We start from the raw sequence: 20,543 nt of genomic DNA, 5'->3' as shown, positions 1-20,543 counted from the left end.
TGCCGAAGTGGCGGAACTGGCAGACGCACAGGACTTAAAATCCTGCGGTGGTTAAACACCGTACCGGTTCGATTCCGGTCTTCGGCACCAAGTTTTTAAATTGAAAATTTTACATGTATTATGTGATAAAAAGTATAAACTAAAGTTTATGCTTTTTTTGTTTGTTTAAAGAAAATTTCTATTATTAATTCAAAATAGGTTTATGTCATTTTTTCATACAAAAATACATATATGAAGCTTGCATAAAAATATGATTAAAAATTTCCAACAAAAAAAGATAAAGTATATTTAGTAATGACAAAAAATATTATGGATCAATTTTAAATGAAAGTGCCTATATATCAAGGATGCATAAGAAAAAGCTTTAAGAATTAAGTTTAGAATATACTTAAATAAAAAGAAGATAATATCAGTATTAATTAGAATAATACAATTTAATGTCCAACGAAAAAAAAAATAAACACCAACAAATGACATAAAATGGAAAAGTGTAATGATATACTTTAACTACGTTTTAAGCGATTTGGAGGGGTGGGTATGCAATATGGACTTAATGTTGACACTTATAAAAGAGTGAAAAGCAACAGAAAAGTACTGAATTTAGGTGAAGAACCTATAAGGTATATAAATATTTTATTAGGAGGGATATTAGTTAGTAGAGTCATATTCTATTTAGATGCTAAAAATATATCTGGGATAGCTCCATTTGGAATAGCTTATTTGTTAGCAATAATAATTAAAAATAGTGAAAAAAGTACTTTAAGTGCAGCTATAGGAGCAGCTATTGGATATATAAGTGTATTTTCATCTGTTAATGATAGATATGCAAATTTAATTGTTATTATATTATTAGTGTTATACAGTGCTATATTAAAATTAATGGATAAGCCTATAAAAGAATATTATATTTATGGCTTAATAGTTATGGGGTATGTTATAAATGGGTTTGTAATAAGCGGATATGATTTAGGGGTTAACATAACAATATCATTGATTAATACATTAGTAATATTACCTATGTACTATATAATAAAGTATGGTATTACTTGTATTGAGGAATTTAATACAAATTATTTTTTTTCAGTAGAAGAAATGATTAGTATGGGGTTAATAATATGTTTAATTATTTCAGGAATTGGGCAATTATCTATATTAGGAATATCAATACGAAATGTATGTGCATATGCAACAGTATTATTAATATCATATGTTGGAGGAGCAACCTATGGAACAGCTATGGGAGTTTCTATGGGAATGATAATTGGACTTAGTTCTGGTGATATAGTAAACGCAATAACATATTATAGTGTTGCAGGACTTATATCAGGTGTATTTAAAGATATTGGTAAGTTTTTTACTTTTTTATCTTATCTAATTATGTATTTTGCATTATCACTATATTGTCATAATCTTGCAATGAATTCATTGGTTGAAGTGCTAATAGCTGGAGGAATATTTTTTGTTATTCCTAAATTTGTAATTGATGCAATGGGATTTGAGATTAATATAGATAAAAAGAGAGGAATGGTTAATGAAGTTGAGTTAACTGAAATAAAGGAGGAATTTACAAGTAAAATAAAACTTTTAGAGAATTCACTAGTTACAGTATCTAGGACTTTGTATGGAATAGGTGAAAACGATAAGCTTATGTATAAAAATAAAAGTACTGCGCTTATTGAAAGTTTAGCAGATAGAGTTTGTTTGAAGTGTAGTAGATGTGATAAGTGCTGGGAAAGAGAATTTAATATAACATACAATTCTTTTGAAAAACTTATTAAAAGCTATGAAAATAAAAAAATAACATTTCCTAGTGAACTTGAAAAAGTATGTTTGCTTAAATTTGAGTTAATTAAAGGTACACAACGGATAGTAGACAATCTTAATAGTAAGGAGATTTTAAAAGACAATTTAGGAGAAAGTAGGCAATTACTTGCTAATCAGGTGAAGAACATAGCTTCTTCTATAGGGGATATGTTAGCTGATTTTAAAGAACATGTATCTGTTTGCAATGAATTAGAGAGAGTAACAAGAAGAGCATTAAATAAAAATGGAATACATTATATTAAATTATTTTGTTATAGAGACGTAAATGGAAGACTGAAAATGAAATTAAGGATGAAAAATTGTGGGGGGGCTAATTTTTGTGGTAAAAGAATACTTCCTATAATAAATGATGTAGTAAGTGAGCAGATGTGTATAGGAGGAGAAGGGTGTAAAATTAACCCTATTAATAATGAGTGTATAGTAATCTTTGAAGAAAGTCCCAAATACGATATGATTTCCTTTGGAGCTATAGCATGCAAAGAAGGGGAAGAGCATACTGGGGATACTTTTAGTTTTTGTAAAACCAATGAGGGAACATATATGACTCTTATTAGTGATGGAATGGGTTCAGGACCTGAAGCGGGAAAAGAAAGTAAGGCTACAGTAGAATTAGTTGAGAATTTTATAGAATCTGGTTTTGAAAAAAATACAGCTATAAATATGGTTAATTCAATTATGGCAATGAAATTTGAAGAAGATGAAAAATTTTCTACATTAGATTTGAATTTAGTGGATTTATATTCAGGGGTTGTATCTTTTATTAAAGTTGGTGCTGTAGCTAGTTTTATAAAAAGTGGAGAAAGTATAAAACCTATTACATCTAATATGCCTCCTTTTGGATTAGTGGACAAAATAGAATTAGAAGAAGTAAAACATAAGGTTAAAAGTGGAGATTTAATTATAACAATAAGTGATGGAGTTTTAGATATAGATAGAGAGAACTTGGGAAAATACAATTGGTTAGTTAATTATTTGGAGAATTCATCAAGAGATCCTAAACAGCTGGCTGGAGATATTTTAGATAAGGCAAAAGAGTTAAGTGGAGGAATAGCCAAGGATGATATGACTGTAGTAGTATCTAAGGTATATTCTGCATGTTAGCTGTCATAGTAATAGTTGGTTGAGTTTTTAGCCAGCTATTTTACTTTTCATAATAAAAATGTAAAATGTATATAGGATAAAAAAGAATTGAGGAAAATGTATGGCTAAAGAGATAAAAGAAAGATTTTTAGATTATATAAAAAATAATAATCTTATAAAAAAAGGTGAAGGTGTGGTTGTAGGATTATCAGGAGGTCCAGATTCTATATGTTTATTACATTTATTATGTAGTATTAGGGAAGAAATGAAGATTAGTGTTGCAGCAGCTCATGTAAATCATATGTTTAGAGGAATAGAAGCTGATAAAGATGAACAATTTTCGCAACAATTCTGTAGGAAGTTAAATGTGGAATTCTTTTGTAAAAGAATGGATGTTGGAAGTTATGGAAAGGAAAATGGTTTATCTTCTGAAGCTGCTGGAAGAGAAGTAAGATATAATTTTTTTAGTGAAGTAAAAAATAAATTAGGATTTTCTAAAATTGCAACAGCACATAATGCTAACGATCAAGTTGAAACTGTGTTAATGAGAATAATGAGGGGGACGGGGTTGGAAGGGCTTGGTGGAATACCAGTAAAGAGAGAAAATAAATATATTAGACCTATATTATTTATGAAGCGTGAGGAAGTTGAAGAGTATTGCGATATTAGAGGATTAAAGCCACGTATAGATGCTAGTAACTTGGAGAGACTTTATAGTAGAAATAAAGTAAGGTTAGATATAATTCCTTATATGAAAGATAATTTTAATGAAGATATTATTGAAACAATATATAGAATGTCATTATTATTACAAGAAGATAGTAAATTTATCTTAGGAGAAGTTGATAAATATTATAATGAGATATGTGTTAAAAAAAATGGTAAGGTGATTATATCTAAAAATGCCTTTAATCACAGTAGTTCTATTATTAACCGTATTATTAGAAAGGCAATTAAAGATGTTAATGGAAATAAATATGATTTAGAGATGAAGCATATTATTGAAGTGATAGAACTTAGTAATTTAGAAACAGGGAAAAAAATCGATTTGCCTAATAATATATGTGTTGAAAATGTATATGGAGATATCCATATAGGAATAAAAAACATAGTAGAAAATATTTCTTGTGAAGATTTGGTTTTTCGCAAAGAAGAAATACAAAATAAAGAAATTGTGTTTGGAGATTATATTTTTAATTTTGAATTAATATATAATGAAAAAAATATTAATTTGTGCAAAAATAATAAAATAAAGTATTTCAATTATGATAAGATTAATGGTAATATTATCATTAGGCAAAGAAAAAACGGAGATAAAATGATTCCTTTTGGAATGAAAGGAAACAAAAAACTTAAAGATATATTTATAGATATGAAAATACCAAAAGAAGAAAGAGAATTGATTCCTATAATACAATTTGATGAAAATATTGCATGGATATTTTCTGTTAAGATATCTGAATTATATAAGGTTACAGAAGAAACAGAGAGAATACTAAAAATAAGTGTTAAAAGAAAGGATAAGTAATAATGCTAAAGGATATAAAAGAAGTTCTTTTTAGTGAAGAAACCATAAATGAAAAAATAAAAGAAATGGGGAAAAAAATTACTAAGGATTATGAAGGGAAAAATTTGATAATAATTGGTATTTTAAAAGGGTCAGTATTATTTGCAGCAGATTTGATTAAAAATATTAACATGTATTGTGAAATTGACTTTATGGCAGTTTCAAGTTATGGATATTCTACTGAAAGTTCAGGAGTAGTTAGAATATTAAAGGATTTAGACCATAGTATAGAAGGAAAGGATGTTTTGATAGTTGAGGATATAGTTGATAGTGGAATAACATTAGATTATTTACTTAAGTATCTTAAGGGGAGAAATGCTAAATCTATAGAAATAGCATCTCTATTAAACAAGCCTCTAAGAAGAAAAGTTGATATTGATGTAAAATATATAGGATTTGAAGCACCTGATGAATTCATAGTTGGATATGGAATAGACTATGCAGAAAAGTACAGAAATTTACCTTTTATAGGAACTTTGAAGCCAGAAGTTTATGAAAAGTAGCATATTTAATATTATTGTATAAAGAAATACCTTGTGGTAAAATTTAAAAATAACAAGAAGAGAGAGGGGGGCGCTGAATGAAAAAAAATTCAAGCTCAGCTATGTGGATTATAATGCTTGTAGTACTAGTGCTTGCCGCAGCTACGCTATGGCAAAGTAAGGGAGGTCCTGAAAGTATACCGTACAGTTCATTCCAACAAAAGTGGAAATCTGATGAAATAGTAAGTATTACAGTTAAAGAAGATAAAATGCTTATACAAGGTAAAACAAGTAATAATACAATGTTCATTACATATGCACCTAGTGAAATGATAGTAGCATTGATGACAGAAAGCCCTAAAGATAATGTGAGAGTAGAATTTGATGCGCCATCTAATAGTGGAGCATGGTTAAGTATTATCCCAATAATAGTGTTAGTTGTAATGGTATTAGTATTCTTATTTGTAATTACTCAACAGTCACAAGGTGGCGGTGGAGGAAGAGGTGTTATGAACTTTGGAAAAAGTAGAGCAAAAATAGCAACACCTGATTCTAAAAAAGTTACATTTGATGATGTAGCTGGTGCTGATGAAGAAAAAGCAGAACTTGAAGAAATAGTAGATTTCTTAAAGTTGCCTGCAAAATATATAGAAATGGGAGCTAGAATACCAAAAGGGGTTCTATTAGTTGGTCCTCCTGGAACAGGTAAAACTTTACTAGCTAAGGCTATTGCTGGGGAAGCTGGAGTACCATTCTTTAGTATTTCAGGTTCAGATTTCGTTGAGATGTTTGTAGGTGTAGGAGCTTCAAGGGTAAGAGATTTATTCCAAGAGGCTAAGAAAAATGCTCCATGTATAGTGTTCATAGATGAAATAGATGCAGTAGGTAGACAAAGAGGTGCAGGACTTGGCGGAGGTCATGATGAAAGAGAACAAACTTTAAATCAATTGTTAGTTGAAATGGATGGATTTGGAGTTAATGAAGGAATTATTATGATTGCAGCTACAAATAGGCCAGACATATTAGATCCGGCTTTATTGAGACCAGGAAGATTTGATAGACAAATTGTTGTTGGAGCGCCAGATGTAAAGGGAAGAGAAGACATTTTAAAAGTCCATACGAAAAAGAAACCTTTAGATGAAAGTGTTAGTTTGGGCATTTTAGCTAAAAGAACACCAGGTTTTAGTGGAGCTGATATAGAAAACTTAGCAAATGAAGCAGCACTTTTATCAGTAAGAAGAGGCAAGAAAAAAATAAGTATGCAAGAAATGGAAGAGGCAATAACAAGAGTAATAGCTGGTCCAGAGAAAAAGAGCAGAGTAATTAGTGAACATGATAGAAAACTTACAGCATATCATGAGGCTGGGCATGCTGTAGTAATGAAATTATTACCTAATGCAGATCCAGTTCATGAAATATCAATTATTCCAAGAGGTAGAGCTGGTGGATATACTATGCACTTACCAAATGAAGATAGAGCTTATACATCTAAGTCTAAGTTAAAGGATGAGATGATTGGATTATTAGGTGGAAGAGTTGCTGAGCAATTAGTTCTTGGAGACATTAGTACAGGAGCTAAGAATGATATTGATAGAGCGAGCTCTATTGCTAGAAGTATGGTTATGGAATATGGAATGAGTAACGAAATAGGTGCAATTTCATATGGTACTGATCAAAATGAAGTTTTCTTAGGAAGAGATTTAGGAAGAGGTAGAAACTTTAGCGAAAAAATTGGATCAGAAATAGATACAGAAATAAAGAAATTTATAGATGAAGCTTACAAGAGTGCTGAAGAGTTATTGAAGAAAAATATTAATAAGCTTCATGCTGTATCAGAAGCTTTACTTGAAAAAGAAAAGCTTGAAGGAAAAGAATTTGTTGAAATATTCGAAAATGCTTAATTTTAAAGAAGACTTTTTTATAAAGTCTTCTTTTTATGTATATAATAATAGGAAGAACATATAGAAATTTACGAACTATACCAGTTAAAAAGTAAAAAACGTTCGATTTTTCTTTAAAAAATAATTTCTAAATGGTATAATTTTTTTTATGTAGGAAGAAATTAGTCTAAAATGAGGAGTGATAAAAATGAAGAGTGATATACAAATAGCACAAGAAGCTATTATGGAACCTATTTCAAAAATAGCTAAAAAGATTAATTTATCAGAGGATGATATTGAATTATATGGTAAGCATAAATGTAAGATTTCATTAGAGGTTTTACATAGAAATAAAGATAAAAAAGATGGGAAGTTAGTTTTAGTTACTGCTATTAATCCTACTCCAGCAGGAGAAGGTAAATCGACAGTTACAGTAGGCCTTGGGCAAGCATTTTGCAAGCAAGGTAAAAATGCTGTTATAGCTCTTAGAGAACCATCATTAGGGCCTGTATTTGGGATTAAAGGGGGAGCAGCTGGTGGTGGATATGCACAAGTTGTTCCTATGGAAGATATAAATTTACATTTTACTGGTGATATGCATGCTATTACATCAGCTAATAACTTATTATGTGCAGCAATAGATAATCACATCCATCAAGGAAATGTTTTGAATATAGATTCTAGGAGAATAATATTTAAAAGAGTTATGGATATGAACGATAGAGCTTTAAGAAGTATTGTCGTTGGAATGGGTGGAAAAACCAATGGTTTTTTAAGAGAAGATGGATTTATGATAACAGTTGCTTCTGAAATAATGGCTATATTATGTCTATCTAATGATCTTAATGATCTTAAAGAGAGAATGGGAAATATATTAGTTGCTTATGATTTGGATGGTAATCCAGTATATGCAAAACAACTTGAAGTTCAAGGTGCAATGGCATTATTAATGAAAGATGCAGTTAAGCCAAATTTAGTTCAAACATTAGAAAATACTCCTGCTATAATTCATGGAGGGCCTTTTGCAAACATTGCACATGGATGCAATTCTATATTGGCTACAAAAATGGCTTTAAAACTCTCAGATATAACTGTCACAGAAGCAGGTTTTGGAGCAGATCTTGGAGCAGAAAAATTCTTAGACATAAAGTGTAGATATGGTGGATTAAATCCAAATTGTGTAGTAATAGTAGCCACTATAAGAGCGTTAAAACATCACGGTGGTGTAAGTAAAGAGGAATTGAATATACCAAATGTTGAAGCTCTTTCTAAGGGTATTGTAAATTTAGAAAAGCAAATTGAAAACATAAAGAAATATAATGTACCTGTAGTAGTTGCTATAAATAAATTTTTAACAGATAGTGAAGAAGAAGTTCAATTTATAAAAGATTTTTGTGAAAATATTGGAGTGAAAGTTGCGCTTTCGGATGTATGGGCAAAAGGTGGAGAAGGTGGAATTGAACTTGCAAATATAGTTCAAGATGTATTAGATAATGAAGAATCAAAATTTAAACCTATATATAGCTCAGAAGAAAAGATTGAAGATAAGATATATAAGATAGCAAAGGAAATTTATGGAGCAGATAAAGTTAATTATTCACCTGCTGCAAAGAAGCAAATTCAAGAAATTGAAAAGTTTGCATTAGATAAATTACCAATATGTATGGCAAAAACACAATATTCTTTATCTGATAATCCAGCATTATTAGGTAGACCAGAAGGTTTTGATATAACAGTAAAAGAGGTAAGAGTGTCAAATGGAGCTGGATTTATAGTTGTATTAACTGGAAATGTAATGACTATGCCAGGACTACCAAAAGTACCAGCAGCCAATAGAATGAATATATTAGAGGATGGGGAAATAGTAGGATTATTTTAAACTTAATATTATATAAATATATTATACTTGACAAATTACGCTGAATTGCTAAAATTATATTGTTAAAATTAAGTTATTTATTGTAATAAAGGCAGCTATTATGGCTGCTTTTAATTATATTAAGGTGGTGCTTTTATGATTTTACTCGTGGATGTTGGAAATACTAATATTGTTTTAGGAGTACAAAAAGATGATGATTTTATAGCAAGTTGGCGTATTTCTACTGATGCAAAGAAAACATCAGATGAATATGGAATTCAAGTTATGCAATTGTTTAATCAAAATGATTTAGATCCAAAAGCTGTAGAAGGAATTATTATTTCATCAGTAGTACCTAATACAATGCATTCATTAGAGAATATGATTAGAAAATGTTTCAGTATTGAACCTATAATAGTTGGGCCAGGAATAAAAACAAAAATAAACATTAAATATGATAATCCTAAAGAGGTTGGAGCTGATAGGATTGTAAATGCTGTTGCAGCATATGAGCTTTATAAAAGATCTATGATAATAATTGATTTTGGGACAGCTACTACATTTTGTTCAGTTACAAAGTTTGGAGATTACTTAGGAGGATGCATAGTACCAGGAATAAAAATATCTTCTGATGCCTTGTTTGATAGAGCTGCAAAGCTTCCAAGAGTAGAATTAGAATTACCAAGAAATATAATTTGTAAAAATACAATTTCAAGCATGCAAGCTGGAATATTATATGGATATATAGGGCAAGTAGAATATATAGTAAATAAAATAAAAAGTGAAATGAAAAGAAAAGATGATGAAGAACCATTTGTAGTTGCAACTGGTGGATTAGCAAATCTAATAAGTAAACATACCGATGTAATAGATGAAGTAAACGCTGATTTAACACTTCAGGGGCTTAAAATACTTTATCATAAAAATAAGGAGTAGATATAATATGAAAATAGGTAATCTGGTCCTAGAAAACAATATATTTTTAGCACCAATGGCCGGAGTTACTGATATATCTTTTAGAGGCCTATGCAAAGAAATGGGGTGTGGGTTAGTTTATACTGAGATGGTAAGCGCAAAAGCCTTATACTATGGAAGTGAAAACACGCAAACACTTTTAAGAATAGCAGATGAAGAAAAACCTGTAGCAACACAAATATTTGGAAGAGAACCTAAGATAATGGCTGAGGTTTGTGAAAAATATTTTAATGACAGGGAAGATATTTGTATTATAGATATAAATATGGGATGCCCTGCAACTAAAATAATAAAAAATGGAGAAGGATCTGCATTACTTAAAGAACCTAAATTAGCAGCAGAAATTGTAAGAGAGATAAAAAAAGTTTCAAGTAAGCCAGTAACCGTTAAATTTAGAAAAGGATTTAATGATGATAATATAAATGCTGTTGAGTTTGCAAAGCTCCTTGAGGATGCAGGTGCAGATGCAATAACAATACATGGTAGAACAACAAAGCAAATGTATGAAGGTAAAGCAGATTGGGATATAATAAGACAAGTAAAAGAATCAGTAAGTATACCAGTTATAGGTAATGGAGATGTGTTCACAGCTGAAGATGCACTAGAACTTAAAAACTTATCAAATTGTGATGGTATAATGGTAGCTAGAGGAAGTATGGGAAACCCGTGGATATTTAAGCAAATAGAAAGAAAATTAAAGGGTGAAAGTTCTTTAGTTATAAAACCAGAAGAAAAGATAGATATGTGTATTAGGCACTATGAATTAGCTATTAAGTATGATGGAGAATATAAGGCTATTAGAGAGATGAGAAAGCATGCTTCTTGGTATTTAAAAGGACTTCCAAGAAGTGCAGAAGTAAGGAATAATATAAATACTATTGATAATAGTGAATCAGTTTTGAGTATTTTAAAAGAATATAAAGATGAATTAATAGTATATTAATTAGTATTAGTGAATTAATTTTAAGTATATGAAATTTAGGGTATGAAGAAAGAGATATAAGGTATATAATAGTTAATGGAATAACTAGCCATATTTTTTCATATGATTGCCCTTAATTATCATTGATTGACATATAATGTAGGCTGTTTTATAATAGGTTAAATGATTTTAGAAACCAAGTAAATAGTAAACTAAATTATGTATTAAAGGGGAGTATAATATGAGCGAAGCAAAAAAATACATCATGACATATGAAGGTGTAAAAAAATTAGAGGAAGAATTAGAATTTTTAAAAACTGTTAAAAGAAAAGAAATAACAGAAAAAATTAAAGTTGCTTTAGGGTATGGAGATTTAAGCGAAAACTCTGAATATGATGAAGCAAAAAATGAACAGGCATTTACAGAAGGAAGAATTCTTCAATTAGAAAATATGTTAAAAAACGCTTCAGTAGTAGATGAATCAGAAATTCCAGTAGGAACTGTTGCAGTTGGTGCAATAGTTAAAGTAAAGGATTTTGAATTTGATGAAGAGGTGGAATATACAATAGTAGGTTCAGCAGAAGCAGATCCTATGAATTTTAAAATTTCAAATGAATCTCCAGTAGGTAGTGCTTTAATAGGTAAGCAGGTTGGAGATATAGTTGAAGTAACTGTACCAGATGGAATTAACAAGTTTGAGGTACTAGATATAAGAAGATAGTAACGGAGGGATATTAATGTCAACTGAGGAAATGAATTTACAAGAACTAGAATCTCAGTATAATGAACAAGAAACATTAAGAAGAGAGAAGCTAGTAGAATTACAAAATCAAGGTAAGGATCCATTCGATGTATATAAGGTAGAAAGAACTCATACATCAAAACAAGTTAAAGATAACTATGATGAACTAGAAGGAAAAACTGTAACTGTTGCAGGAAGAATAATGTCTAAGAGAGGACAAGGAAAAGTTGTATTCTCAGATATTCATGATAAAGATGGAAAGATGCAATTATTTATAAAGATTGATGAAGTTGGAGAAGAAAATTTAAAATCATATAAAACTTATGATCTTGGAGATATTGTTGCAGCTACAGGAGAAGTATTTAAAACTAAAACAGAAGAAATATCTGTAAAGGTTAAAAGTTTTGAATTAGTTTGTAAATCATTAAAACCACTACCAGAAAAGTGGCATGGTTTAAAGGATCCTGACTTAAGATATAGACAAAGAGAAGTTGATATAATAACTAATCCTGAAGTAAAAGATACTTTTATAAAGAGAAGTCAAATTATTAAAGGAATAAGAGAATTCTTAGATAATAGAGGATTCCTAGAGGTTGAAACTCCTATATTAGGAGCTATTGCAGGAGGCGCTGCAGCTAGACCTTTTGTGACACATCACAACACTTTGGATATTGACATGTATTTAAGAATAGCAACAGAGTTATACTTAAAGAGACTTATAGTTGCTGGATTTGAAAAAGTATATGATATGGGTAAAAACTTTAGAAATGAAGGTATGTCAGTAAGACATAATCCAGAGTTTACATGTATTGAACTATATGAAGCATATTCTGATTATAATGATATGATGGAAATATGTGAAAATTTAGTTGCTTCAGTATGTGAAAGAGTAAATGGAACAACTAAGGTAACATATCAAGGGACAGAAATTGATTTTAAACCACCATGGAGAAGAATAACTATGGTAGATGCTGTTAAAGAGTATGCAGGAATTGATTTCAACAATATAAAGACAGATGAAGAAGCTCAAGCAATAGCAAAAGAAAAGAACTTAGAATTCCCTAAACCACTTAATACTGTCACAAAAGGTGAAGTTCTGAATGTTTTATATGAAGAATTTGGGGAACAAAATATGATTCAACCAACATTCGTAACAGATTATCCAGTGGAAATATCTCCTTTAACTAAGAAGAAGAGAGGAAATGAAGCTTTCACTGAAAGATTTGAAGGGTTTGTATTTGGTAGAGAAGTATGTAATGCTTATTCAGAATTAAATGATCCTATAGTTCAAAGAGAAAGATTTGAACAACAAGCTAAATCAAGAGAACTTGGTGATGATGAGGCTTATATGATAGATGAAGAATTCATGAGCGCACTAGAAACAGGAATGCCTCCAACAGGGGGACTTGGGATAGGAATAGATAGATTGATAATGTTCTTAACTGATTCAGCTTCTATTAGAGATGTTATATTATTTCCAACAATGAAACCTCAAACAAATAATTAATTATAAAAAAAGTGTTAGCAAAAGTGTTAACACTTTTTTATGTATATCATATTTGAAGATTTTAGAATTAAGATAGATTATTTATAATTTTTTATAGGATAAATTAAAATTGCTAAAATATATATTATATATTAAGAAAAATATCTAGAATACGACAATTGAATCATAAGGAGTAATGATATATATTTTAATTAAATCAACTGTTTTGATGAAAGAGTATAGTATGAAAGCTTTTTTACAATGAGAAAATATAATATACTATAAAGAAAAAGTATAATTTTATACTATATGTCGATAGGAGTAATTTTATGGATACAAAGGATGTAAGGAAAGAAATTGATGCACTTCTTGAAAAAGCTAATGAACTTAGATATGCTGATTCTAGGAAAACAATAGAAGTATCAAAAAATGCAGTTAATTTATGTAAAAGAATAGGTTACATACTAGGTGAAAAAGTAGCAAATTTATATATGTCATATGCTTATAATCAAATGGGTGATAATGAAAAGTCCTTAAATCTAATATTCAATTCTCTTAATTATTTTATTGAAGAAGGATTTTATGATCTTGAATGGATGTCATATAATATATTAGGAATTATATTTTTTAATTTAAGTGATATTGAAAGAAGTATGGATTTTTATCAAAAAGCTAGAACAGTTTCAGTGGAAATTGATATGAAGAAAAAATATCATAAGGATTTTACTAGTAAAACAGCTATAGTAATGTCTTTAAATAATATAGCAGAAAATTATAAAGCTCTTAAAGAATATAGAAAAGCATTAAGTTATTGTAAAGAGGCTTATAATATTGATAAACAATTTGAGTATAGTTTAACTAAAGGAATGGCTATTCTAAGTCTAGGTGAGATATATTATGTGTTGGGAGAATATGATAAGGCAAATAAATTTTCTCATAAAGCATTGGAGTGTTTAGAAAAGTATCATTGTTTTATTGGAAAAGCTGATACTTATAAATTAATGGCTTTGACCTCCTGGAAAAAAGGGGATTATAAGAAGGCGGATGAATATTTTCTTATTGCAATGGATTTAAACGAAAAGGAATCAGTGCCAGCCTATAAAATTGATGCATTAATTAGTTTTTATGAATATTTAAAAGATAGAGAGAAATCCGTTGAAGCATTAAAAGTATTAAAAAATGCATGTGACTTATCAATAAGGCACAAGATACCAGAAAAGGTAACTGAAATATCTATTCTGTTGGCGATTTTTTATGGAGATTTAGGTGATTATAAACAATCATATAAATATACTAAATTACATTGTGAGTATGAAAAAAATCATAATAAATCTTATTATAAAAATATAATAAATAGCTTGAATATAAAAAAGAAAATGCAAGACATTGAAAAAGAAAATGATAAGATTGCAGAAAAAAATAAAGATTTAAAAACTTTAGTTGAAAAAATATCAATAATTAGTGAGTTAGGACAAAAGATAACTTCAACTTTAAATAAGGATTCTATAATGTATATACTTTATTTAAGTATTAGAAATTTTATGGATTTATCATACTTTGCTATAGGGCTTTATGATGAAGAGAATTCTATGTTGAATTATTTGGGTGTTATAGATAATGGCAAAAAGAAGAAAAAAGAAAGTTTGCAAATTAAAGATGAATCAAGTTATGCTGGAAAGTGTATTAGAAATAGAGAAATACTTATAATTAATAATTCTAACAAAGAGGTTACGAATTATATGGAAGAAGTTCAAGATAATCAATTAAAATTAGATAATAATAAATTAAATTCTTTTATATTCTGTCCTCTTATAGTTAGTACTAAAGTTATAGGTGTAATTACAATTCAAAGTAAGGAAAAAAATGCTTTTACTCCATATCGTGTTGAAATGATTAAATCTCTATCTTCTTATGCAGCTATAGCAATTAATAACGCTATAAAATCAGCAGAGTTAGAAAATTTAAATCAAGTATTATTATCTCTATCTGAAAAAGATAAGTTAACAGATATTGCAAATAGACGAAAGTTTGATGACTATATGAATAATATTTGGGATATAAGTATTAAAAAGCAGGAGAGCATAGCTTTGATTCTTATAGATATAGATTACTTTAAAGAATATAATGATAATTATGGCCATTTAGAAGGAGATAAATGTATTGCAGCTGTTGCTAATACACTGGCAAACTTAAATAATAGAGAATATTTTGTTGCTAGATATGGTGGCGATGAATTTGTAATTATATTAAGAAATTGTACAATTGAAGAAGCTATCAAATTTGGAGAGAATATTAAAAATAAAATATCAGAACGTAATATTATACATGAATTTTCAAAAATTTCAGATAGAGTTACATTATCTATAGGAGTCACATCAATTATTCCAAATAAGAATATAGCAATAAATGAAGTTATAAGAAAAGCAGATGATGCGTTATATATAACTAAAAAAAGAGGAAGAAATAATGTATCTGCTTGTGAATTTTAGTTTGAAAAATTCATTAAATTATATTTTATAGAATCTTTTGGAATAAAACCTGATAAAATGGGAGTCCTAGAGATTTTGGATAAAAAATATAAAAAAGTTTATAAAAAAGTGTTGCAATTTAGTTCAAAGCTGATATAATAATCAATGTAATGACGTTCCGCGATAGCTCAATGGTGGAGCACTCGGCTGTTAACCGATAGGTTGGAGGTTCGAGCCCTCTTCGCGGAGCCAGTTTAATTTTTATAATGTCATTACAATAATATTCCGCGATAGCTCAATGGTGGAGCACTCGGCTGTTAACCGATAGGTTGGAGGTTCGAGCCCTCTTCGCGGAGCCATTTGATTATTAAGCGATGATTATCATCGCTTTTTTTGTTGGATTTAATTAAAGGATTTACATTGTTATTGATTATTCTTAAAATGTATTAGAAAACTAAGATGTGAGTATACGAAAATTATGAATTGACGAAGTATCTCTTGACATATATTACTGTTTTGATAAAATATAAAATATAATTACATAGGCACAAGGAAAAAGAAGAGTAGTCTTTGATTTATTAAAGAGAGATGATAGTTTGGTGAGAGTCATTATAAAGAGATAAGATGAAGGGAGCTTTTGAGTGCTAATTGAGAAAGTTGGGCTTATGCCAAGAAGGGTGGAACCGCGGAAGTATTTTTCGTCCCTTTGAGGTTAGGGCTTTTTTTTATTTACAATAATTTTAAGGAGGTATAGTATTATGGCAGTTGAAAAGACAATGGATAAAATCGTGGCACTATGTAAAAATAGAGGATTCATATTCCCAGGCTCAGATATTTATGGAGGATTAGCAAACTCTTGGGATTATGGTCCTTTAGGTGTAGAGTTCAAAAATAATGTCAAAAAGGCTTGGTGGAAGAAGTTTGTACAAGAAAGCCCATATAATGTAGGGGTAGATTGTGCTATATTGATGAACAGGGAAGTTTGGGTTGCATCTGGACACGTTGGAGGTTTTTCAGACCCTCTTATGGATTGTAAGGAATGTAAATCAAGATTTAGAGCAGATAAACTAGTTGAAGATCATATGACAGAAAGCGGAGTAGAAGTTGCTTCTGCTGATGGGTGGTCAAATGAACAATTGAAAGACTATATAGAGAATAATAATATAGTTTGTCCTAAGTGCGGAAAGATGAACTATACAGATATAAGAAAATTCAACTTAATGTTTAAAACTTATGCTGGAGTTACAGAGGATGCTAAGAATGAAATATATCTAAGACCAGAAACTGCACAAGGTATATTTGTAAACTTTAAATCAGTTCAAAGATCCTCAAGAAAGAAAGTTCCTTTTGGGATAGCTCAAATCGGAAAATCATTTAGAAATGAAATTACTCCAGGAAACTTTACATTTAGGACAAGAGAATTTGAACAAATGGAATTAGAATTTTTCTGTGAACCAGGAACTGATTTAGACTGGTTTAAGTATTGGAGAGATTATTGTTGGAAGTTCTTATTAAACTTGGGTGTTGGAGAAAATAATCTAAGAATGAGAGATCATTCAGCAGAAGAACTTTCCTTCTATTCAAAAGCAACATCTGATATAGAATATTTATTTCCATTTGGCTGGGGTGAACTATGGGGAGTAGCTGATAGAACAGACTATGACCTTATGAAACATCAGGAACATTCAGGCCAAGATATGAGCTATTTAGATCCTACAACTAATAAGAAGTATGTACCATACTGTATAGAACCATCATTAGGTGCAGATAGAGTCGCTTTAGCATTTTTGGTAGATGCATATGATGAAGAAGATTTAACAGTTGATGGCAAGGTGGATTCTAGAGTTGTTATGCATTTACATCCTGCATTGGCGCCATATAAGGCAGCTGTATTGCCATTATCAAAAAAACTTTCAGAAAAAGCATTAGATGTATATGCTGAATTAAGCAAAAAGTTCAATATAGAATATGATGAGGCAGGAAGTATAGGTAAGAGATACAGAAGACAAGATGAAATAGGTACACCATTCTGTATAACAATAGATTTTAATACTGAAACAGATGGATCAGTAACAATAAGAAATAGAGATACTATGGAACAAGAAAGAGTAAAGATTAATGAATTAGAAGCATATATTTCTAAGAGTATGGAATTCTAATAATCTTTGGAATTAAAGTAAAATATGGAAAAGGTATTAAAGCGAAGTTTATTGAATTCATATCAATAGCTTCGCTTTGTTTTTAACTATCTAAAATGATATAATTAGCAATAAGAGGATAAACTAAGTAAGGTGGGAAATGAAATTAATTAGTAGAGGATTATCAGTGTAAAGTGGAGGCGTAATTAATGAAAAAGAATTTTAATGAATTTAAAAGTTTTATCAAAAGAAAAAAAGTTGGAGTAGTAGGAATAGGTGTGTCAAATATTCCTTTAATAAAATTTTTAGTTAAGCTTGGAGCGAATGTTACTGCATTTGATGCTAAGAAGGAACTAGAATTAGGAAATATAATAGAAGAATTTAAATCAATTGGTGTAAAATCTGAACTAGGAGAAGGATATTTAGATAAATTAAGTGGATTTGATGTTGTGTTCAAAACACCTTCAATGAGAATAGATAGTGAAGCATTAGTAAGGGCAAAGAATGAAGGTGCATACATAACATCTGAAATGGAAGAGTTTGTTAGATATTGCAAAGGGAAAGTGTATGGAGTTACAGGTAGTGATGGAAAAACAACAACTACAACGATTATATCTAAACTTCTTATTGAAGAAGGATATAAAACTTGGGTTGGTGGAAATATAGGAACACCATTATTTTCTCAAATTGAAGAAATTAAAGAAAAGGATATGGTTGTATTAGAACTTTCAAGTTTTCAATTAATGACTATGAATTCTGCTGTTGAGGTAGCTATATGTACAAATTTAGCACCTAATCATTTAGATATGCATAAAGATATGCAAGAATATATAGACTCGAAGAAAAATATATTTTTATATCAAAGCAAGAATGATGTTTTAGTTGTTAATAGAGAAAATGAAATAACATATGGATTTGAGAATGAAGCTAAAGGAGAAGTTAGAGAGTTTACGTCTAAGAGAACTTTAGAAAAAGGTGCATACTTCGATAATGGCAAATTATATCTTGATGGAAAAGAAGTTTGTAAGAAAGATGATATAGTGATTAAAGGAATGCATAATGTAGAAAATTATTTAGCAGCTTTTATAGCAACTAAAGATGATGTATCAGTTGAAACAATGAAAAGGGTGGCTGAAACTTTTGCTGGGGTAGAGCATAGATGTGAATTGGTTAGAGAAATAGATGGAGTTAAATACTATAATGATTCTATTGCTTCTAGTCCAACTAGAACTCTTGCTGGGCTTAAAGCCTTTGAAAGAAAAGTTATAATTATAGCTGGTGGATATGATAAACATATACCATTTGAACCTCTAGCAGATGAAGGATACCCTTACATAAAAGAATTAATATTACTTGGAGATACAAAAGATAAGATAAAGGATGCGTTTGATAAATTGGAAGAGAGAGGTATTAGGGTTAATATGCATTTTGTAGATTCTCTTAAAGAGGCTACAATTAAAGCTAAGGAATTAGCAAGTAAAGGAGATATAGTAACTTTATCACCTGCGTGTGCATCTTTTGATATGTATCCTAACTTTGCTGTTAGAGGAAATGAATTTAAAAGGATAGTAAATGATTTATAATTATATATAAGGAAAAGTGCTTGAAAAAGTAAAAAACTAATTCAAGCACTTTTTTTATTGTCCAGAAACAATATAAGGGTTATTCACGTTAATGCCTTTTTGAACAAATATACCTTTCTCGGTTGGATAGAATTCATTTATAGTATCGGATAATAATTTGGTAGAAGTAGCTTCTGGTTTTGTTAAATCAACCTTAAGTTTATATAGGCATTTAGCATCATCACCACTTATGAAATATAAATCCTGATTAAATGATTTTAAATCAGTTACTTTCATGGTAGCTATTTTTTTTGATTCTTTAGTTGATGAATTGATTGTGTATAGATTGTTATTGTCATCTGAATTAGACATCAATAATTGAGATGAATATGTAGCAAAACTTTCAACTGAAAAATCAGTAAGTTTTTCTTTAGAAGTACCATCATCTTTTATTTTATACAATTTAGAATTATCACTAATATTCTGATAAATAATAAAATTATTATTTATAATATATTTCCCAACGGTATCAGGAGAAATAACCTTTGTTTCTTTGCTTTGAGTGTCATAGGAATATAATCGTCCTTTATTAGTATAGTTATCTGGTATATCAATATAAAAAACTTTTGTGTTATATGAAGTTATCTTATGAGCATTGCTATTATTTAGTTTTGTATAACTTTTATCAGTTATTTTAATGGAAGCAAGATTGTTATTATTACTTCCATCACCAAAGTAAATTGTGTCATTAACAATAGCAAATGTTTCTGCTGGATAATTAAAAAAGTTAGAAACGCTTTTTGACAAAAGTACATCTTTTGGCAAAGGATCATTAACAATAGATAATTTATTGTTTTCATCCCAATTAGGAAAGACTATTGATGTACCATTTACTAAAAAGGAGGAAGGGGATGCAGTTTTATCGTTTAATACTAAAGATTCTATAGAATCATTTGAATTAGCACCTGAATTATTTGGTATTGATATTTGTGATTGTGAATTTGAATTAGAATCTTTAGTTGTATTTGTGCAACTTATAGTAGATATTGTTGCAGCAAATACTAGAGATAGCAGTATATATTTTTTCATTTATGTATAAACTCCCTTCAATAAAATAGTTAATATAATATAATATTAGTTTAAAAGTTTGATACAGTAAAGGGGAATAAGGAGAATATAATAGTATACTATGAAAAATGTTTCAATAAGGTTAACTTACCCAGGTGTGTCTATATTTGATAAGTTGAGTAAAATAGAGAATTATTAGGTATTGTTAAGATAAATTTGATAAATGAGTCTAAAATAGATGTAGTGAATATTAAAAAGATGATACTATAATAAACGTCGTCAGACAAGGAAATAACATGAGAAAAAAACAAGAAATAAGTTAAAAAAACTTGTTGACAAGAATTTTGAATGATGTTATTATAATATGGCAGTCAAGAGGACTGTGTTTGATCTTTGAAAATTGAACAGATTATATAAGTTAAAAACCAGCAATTCTTTTAGAGTAAGTTTTTTGAGTAGATTAAACTTTTTATTGAGAGTTTGATCCTGGC

At 29.3% G+C, this 20,543-nt stretch carries 13 protein-coding genes and 3 tRNA genes; 15 read left to right on the top strand and 1 reads right to left on the bottom strand.

The features are described from left to right. The first annotated feature begins 1 nt into the window (after window position 1). The 15 genes from NNC19_RS06390 to murD all read left to right on the top strand — a co-directional run bounded on the left by NNC19_RS06390 (window position 2) and on the right by murD (window position 19,005). A tRNA-Leu gene (locus NNC19_RS06390) sits at window positions 2-90 on the top strand. A gap of 447 nt (window positions 91-537) precedes the next feature. Further along, window positions 538-2,925 (top strand): stage II sporulation protein E, encoded by a 2,388-nt coding sequence (gene spoIIE / locus NNC19_RS06385; RefSeq protein ID WP_310937792.1) that lies wholly within the window; start codon window positions 538-540, stop codon window positions 2,923-2,925. 112 nt (window positions 2,926-3,037) lie between these two features. Beyond that, window positions 3,038-4,432, top strand: coding sequence for a tRNA lysidine(34) synthetase TilS (tilS, locus tag NNC19_RS06380; RefSeq protein WP_310937793.1), 1,395 nt, complete (start codon window positions 3,038-3,040; stop codon window positions 4,430-4,432). Between the two features lie 2 nt (window positions 4,433-4,434). After that, window positions 4,435-4,974 carry a hypoxanthine phosphoribosyltransferase gene (gene hpt, locus NNC19_RS06375; RefSeq protein WP_310937791.1) on the top strand — a complete coding sequence of 180 codons (540 nt, stop codon included), beginning with the start codon at window positions 4,435-4,437 and terminating at the stop codon, window positions 4,972-4,974. A 77-nt stretch (window positions 4,975-5,051) separates the two neighbouring features. Continuing rightward, entirely contained in the window at window positions 5,052-6,854 is a 1,803-nt protein-coding gene (gene ftsH / locus NNC19_RS06370; RefSeq protein WP_310937790.1) for an ATP-dependent zinc metalloprotease FtsH, read from the top strand. A 187-nt stretch (window positions 6,855-7,041) separates the two neighbouring features. After that, window positions 7,042-8,712 (top strand): formate--tetrahydrofolate ligase, encoded by a 1,671-nt coding sequence (locus NNC19_RS06365; RefSeq protein ID WP_310937789.1) that lies wholly within the window; start codon window positions 7,042-7,044, stop codon window positions 8,710-8,712. Between the two features lie 135 nt (window positions 8,713-8,847). Continuing rightward, window positions 8,848-9,627, top strand: coding sequence for a type III pantothenate kinase (locus NNC19_RS06360; RefSeq protein WP_310937788.1), 780 nt, complete (start codon window positions 8,848-8,850; stop codon window positions 9,625-9,627). A gap of 7 nt (window positions 9,628-9,634) precedes the next feature. Next, window positions 9,635-10,609 (top strand): tRNA dihydrouridine synthase DusB, encoded by a 975-nt coding sequence (gene dusB / locus NNC19_RS06355; protein ID WP_310937787.1) that lies wholly within the window; start codon window positions 9,635-9,637, stop codon window positions 10,607-10,609. A 220-nt stretch (window positions 10,610-10,829) separates the two neighbouring features. Then, window positions 10,830-11,309 (top strand): transcription elongation factor GreA, encoded by a 480-nt coding sequence (gene greA, locus NNC19_RS06350; RefSeq protein ID WP_310937786.1) that lies wholly within the window; start codon window positions 10,830-10,832, stop codon window positions 11,307-11,309. Window positions 11,310-11,325: 16 nt separating this feature from the next. Then, window positions 11,326-12,837: a lysine--tRNA ligase gene (lysS, locus tag NNC19_RS06345; RefSeq protein ID WP_310937785.1), complete on the top strand. Its 1,512-nt coding sequence runs from the start codon at window positions 11,326-11,328 to the stop codon at window positions 12,835-12,837. Between the two features lie 308 nt (window positions 12,838-13,145). Continuing rightward, window positions 13,146-15,305: a GGDEF domain-containing protein gene (locus NNC19_RS06340; protein ID WP_310937784.1), complete on the top strand. Its 2,160-nt coding sequence runs from the start codon at window positions 13,146-13,148 to the stop codon at window positions 15,303-15,305. 156 nt (window positions 15,306-15,461) lie between these two features. Next, window positions 15,462-15,536 (top strand) — tRNA-Asn (locus NNC19_RS06335). 32 nt (window positions 15,537-15,568) lie between these two features. Then, window positions 15,569-15,643, top strand: a tRNA-Asn gene (locus NNC19_RS06330). Between the two features lie 399 nt (window positions 15,644-16,042). Next, window positions 16,043-17,443, top strand: a complete 1,401-nt coding sequence (locus NNC19_RS06325) for a glycine--tRNA ligase (protein WP_310937783.1) — start codon at window positions 16,043-16,045, stop codon at window positions 17,441-17,443. A gap of 188 nt (window positions 17,444-17,631) precedes the next feature. Beyond that, window positions 17,632-19,005, top strand: a complete 1,374-nt coding sequence (gene murD / locus NNC19_RS06320; protein ID WP_310937782.1) for a UDP-N-acetylmuramoyl-L-alanine--D-glutamate ligase — start codon at window positions 17,632-17,634, stop codon at window positions 19,003-19,005. A 54-nt stretch (window positions 19,006-19,059) separates the two neighbouring features. Here the strand turns inward: murD and NNC19_RS06315 are convergent, their stop codons facing one another. Further along, complete coding sequence (locus NNC19_RS06315; RefSeq protein WP_310937781.1) at window positions 19,060-20,073, bottom strand: DUF5050 domain-containing protein; 1,014 nt, start codon at window positions 20,071-20,073, stop codon at window positions 19,060-19,062. Between the last annotated feature and the right edge of the window lie 470 nt (window positions 20,074-20,543).

The sequence above is a fragment of the Clostridium sp. SHJSY1 genome (genome assembly GCF_031626875.1).
Lineage (GTDB): Bacteria > Bacillota > Clostridia > Clostridiales > Clostridiaceae > Clostridium.
This window is presented reverse-complemented; position numbering and strand designations above follow the sequence as displayed.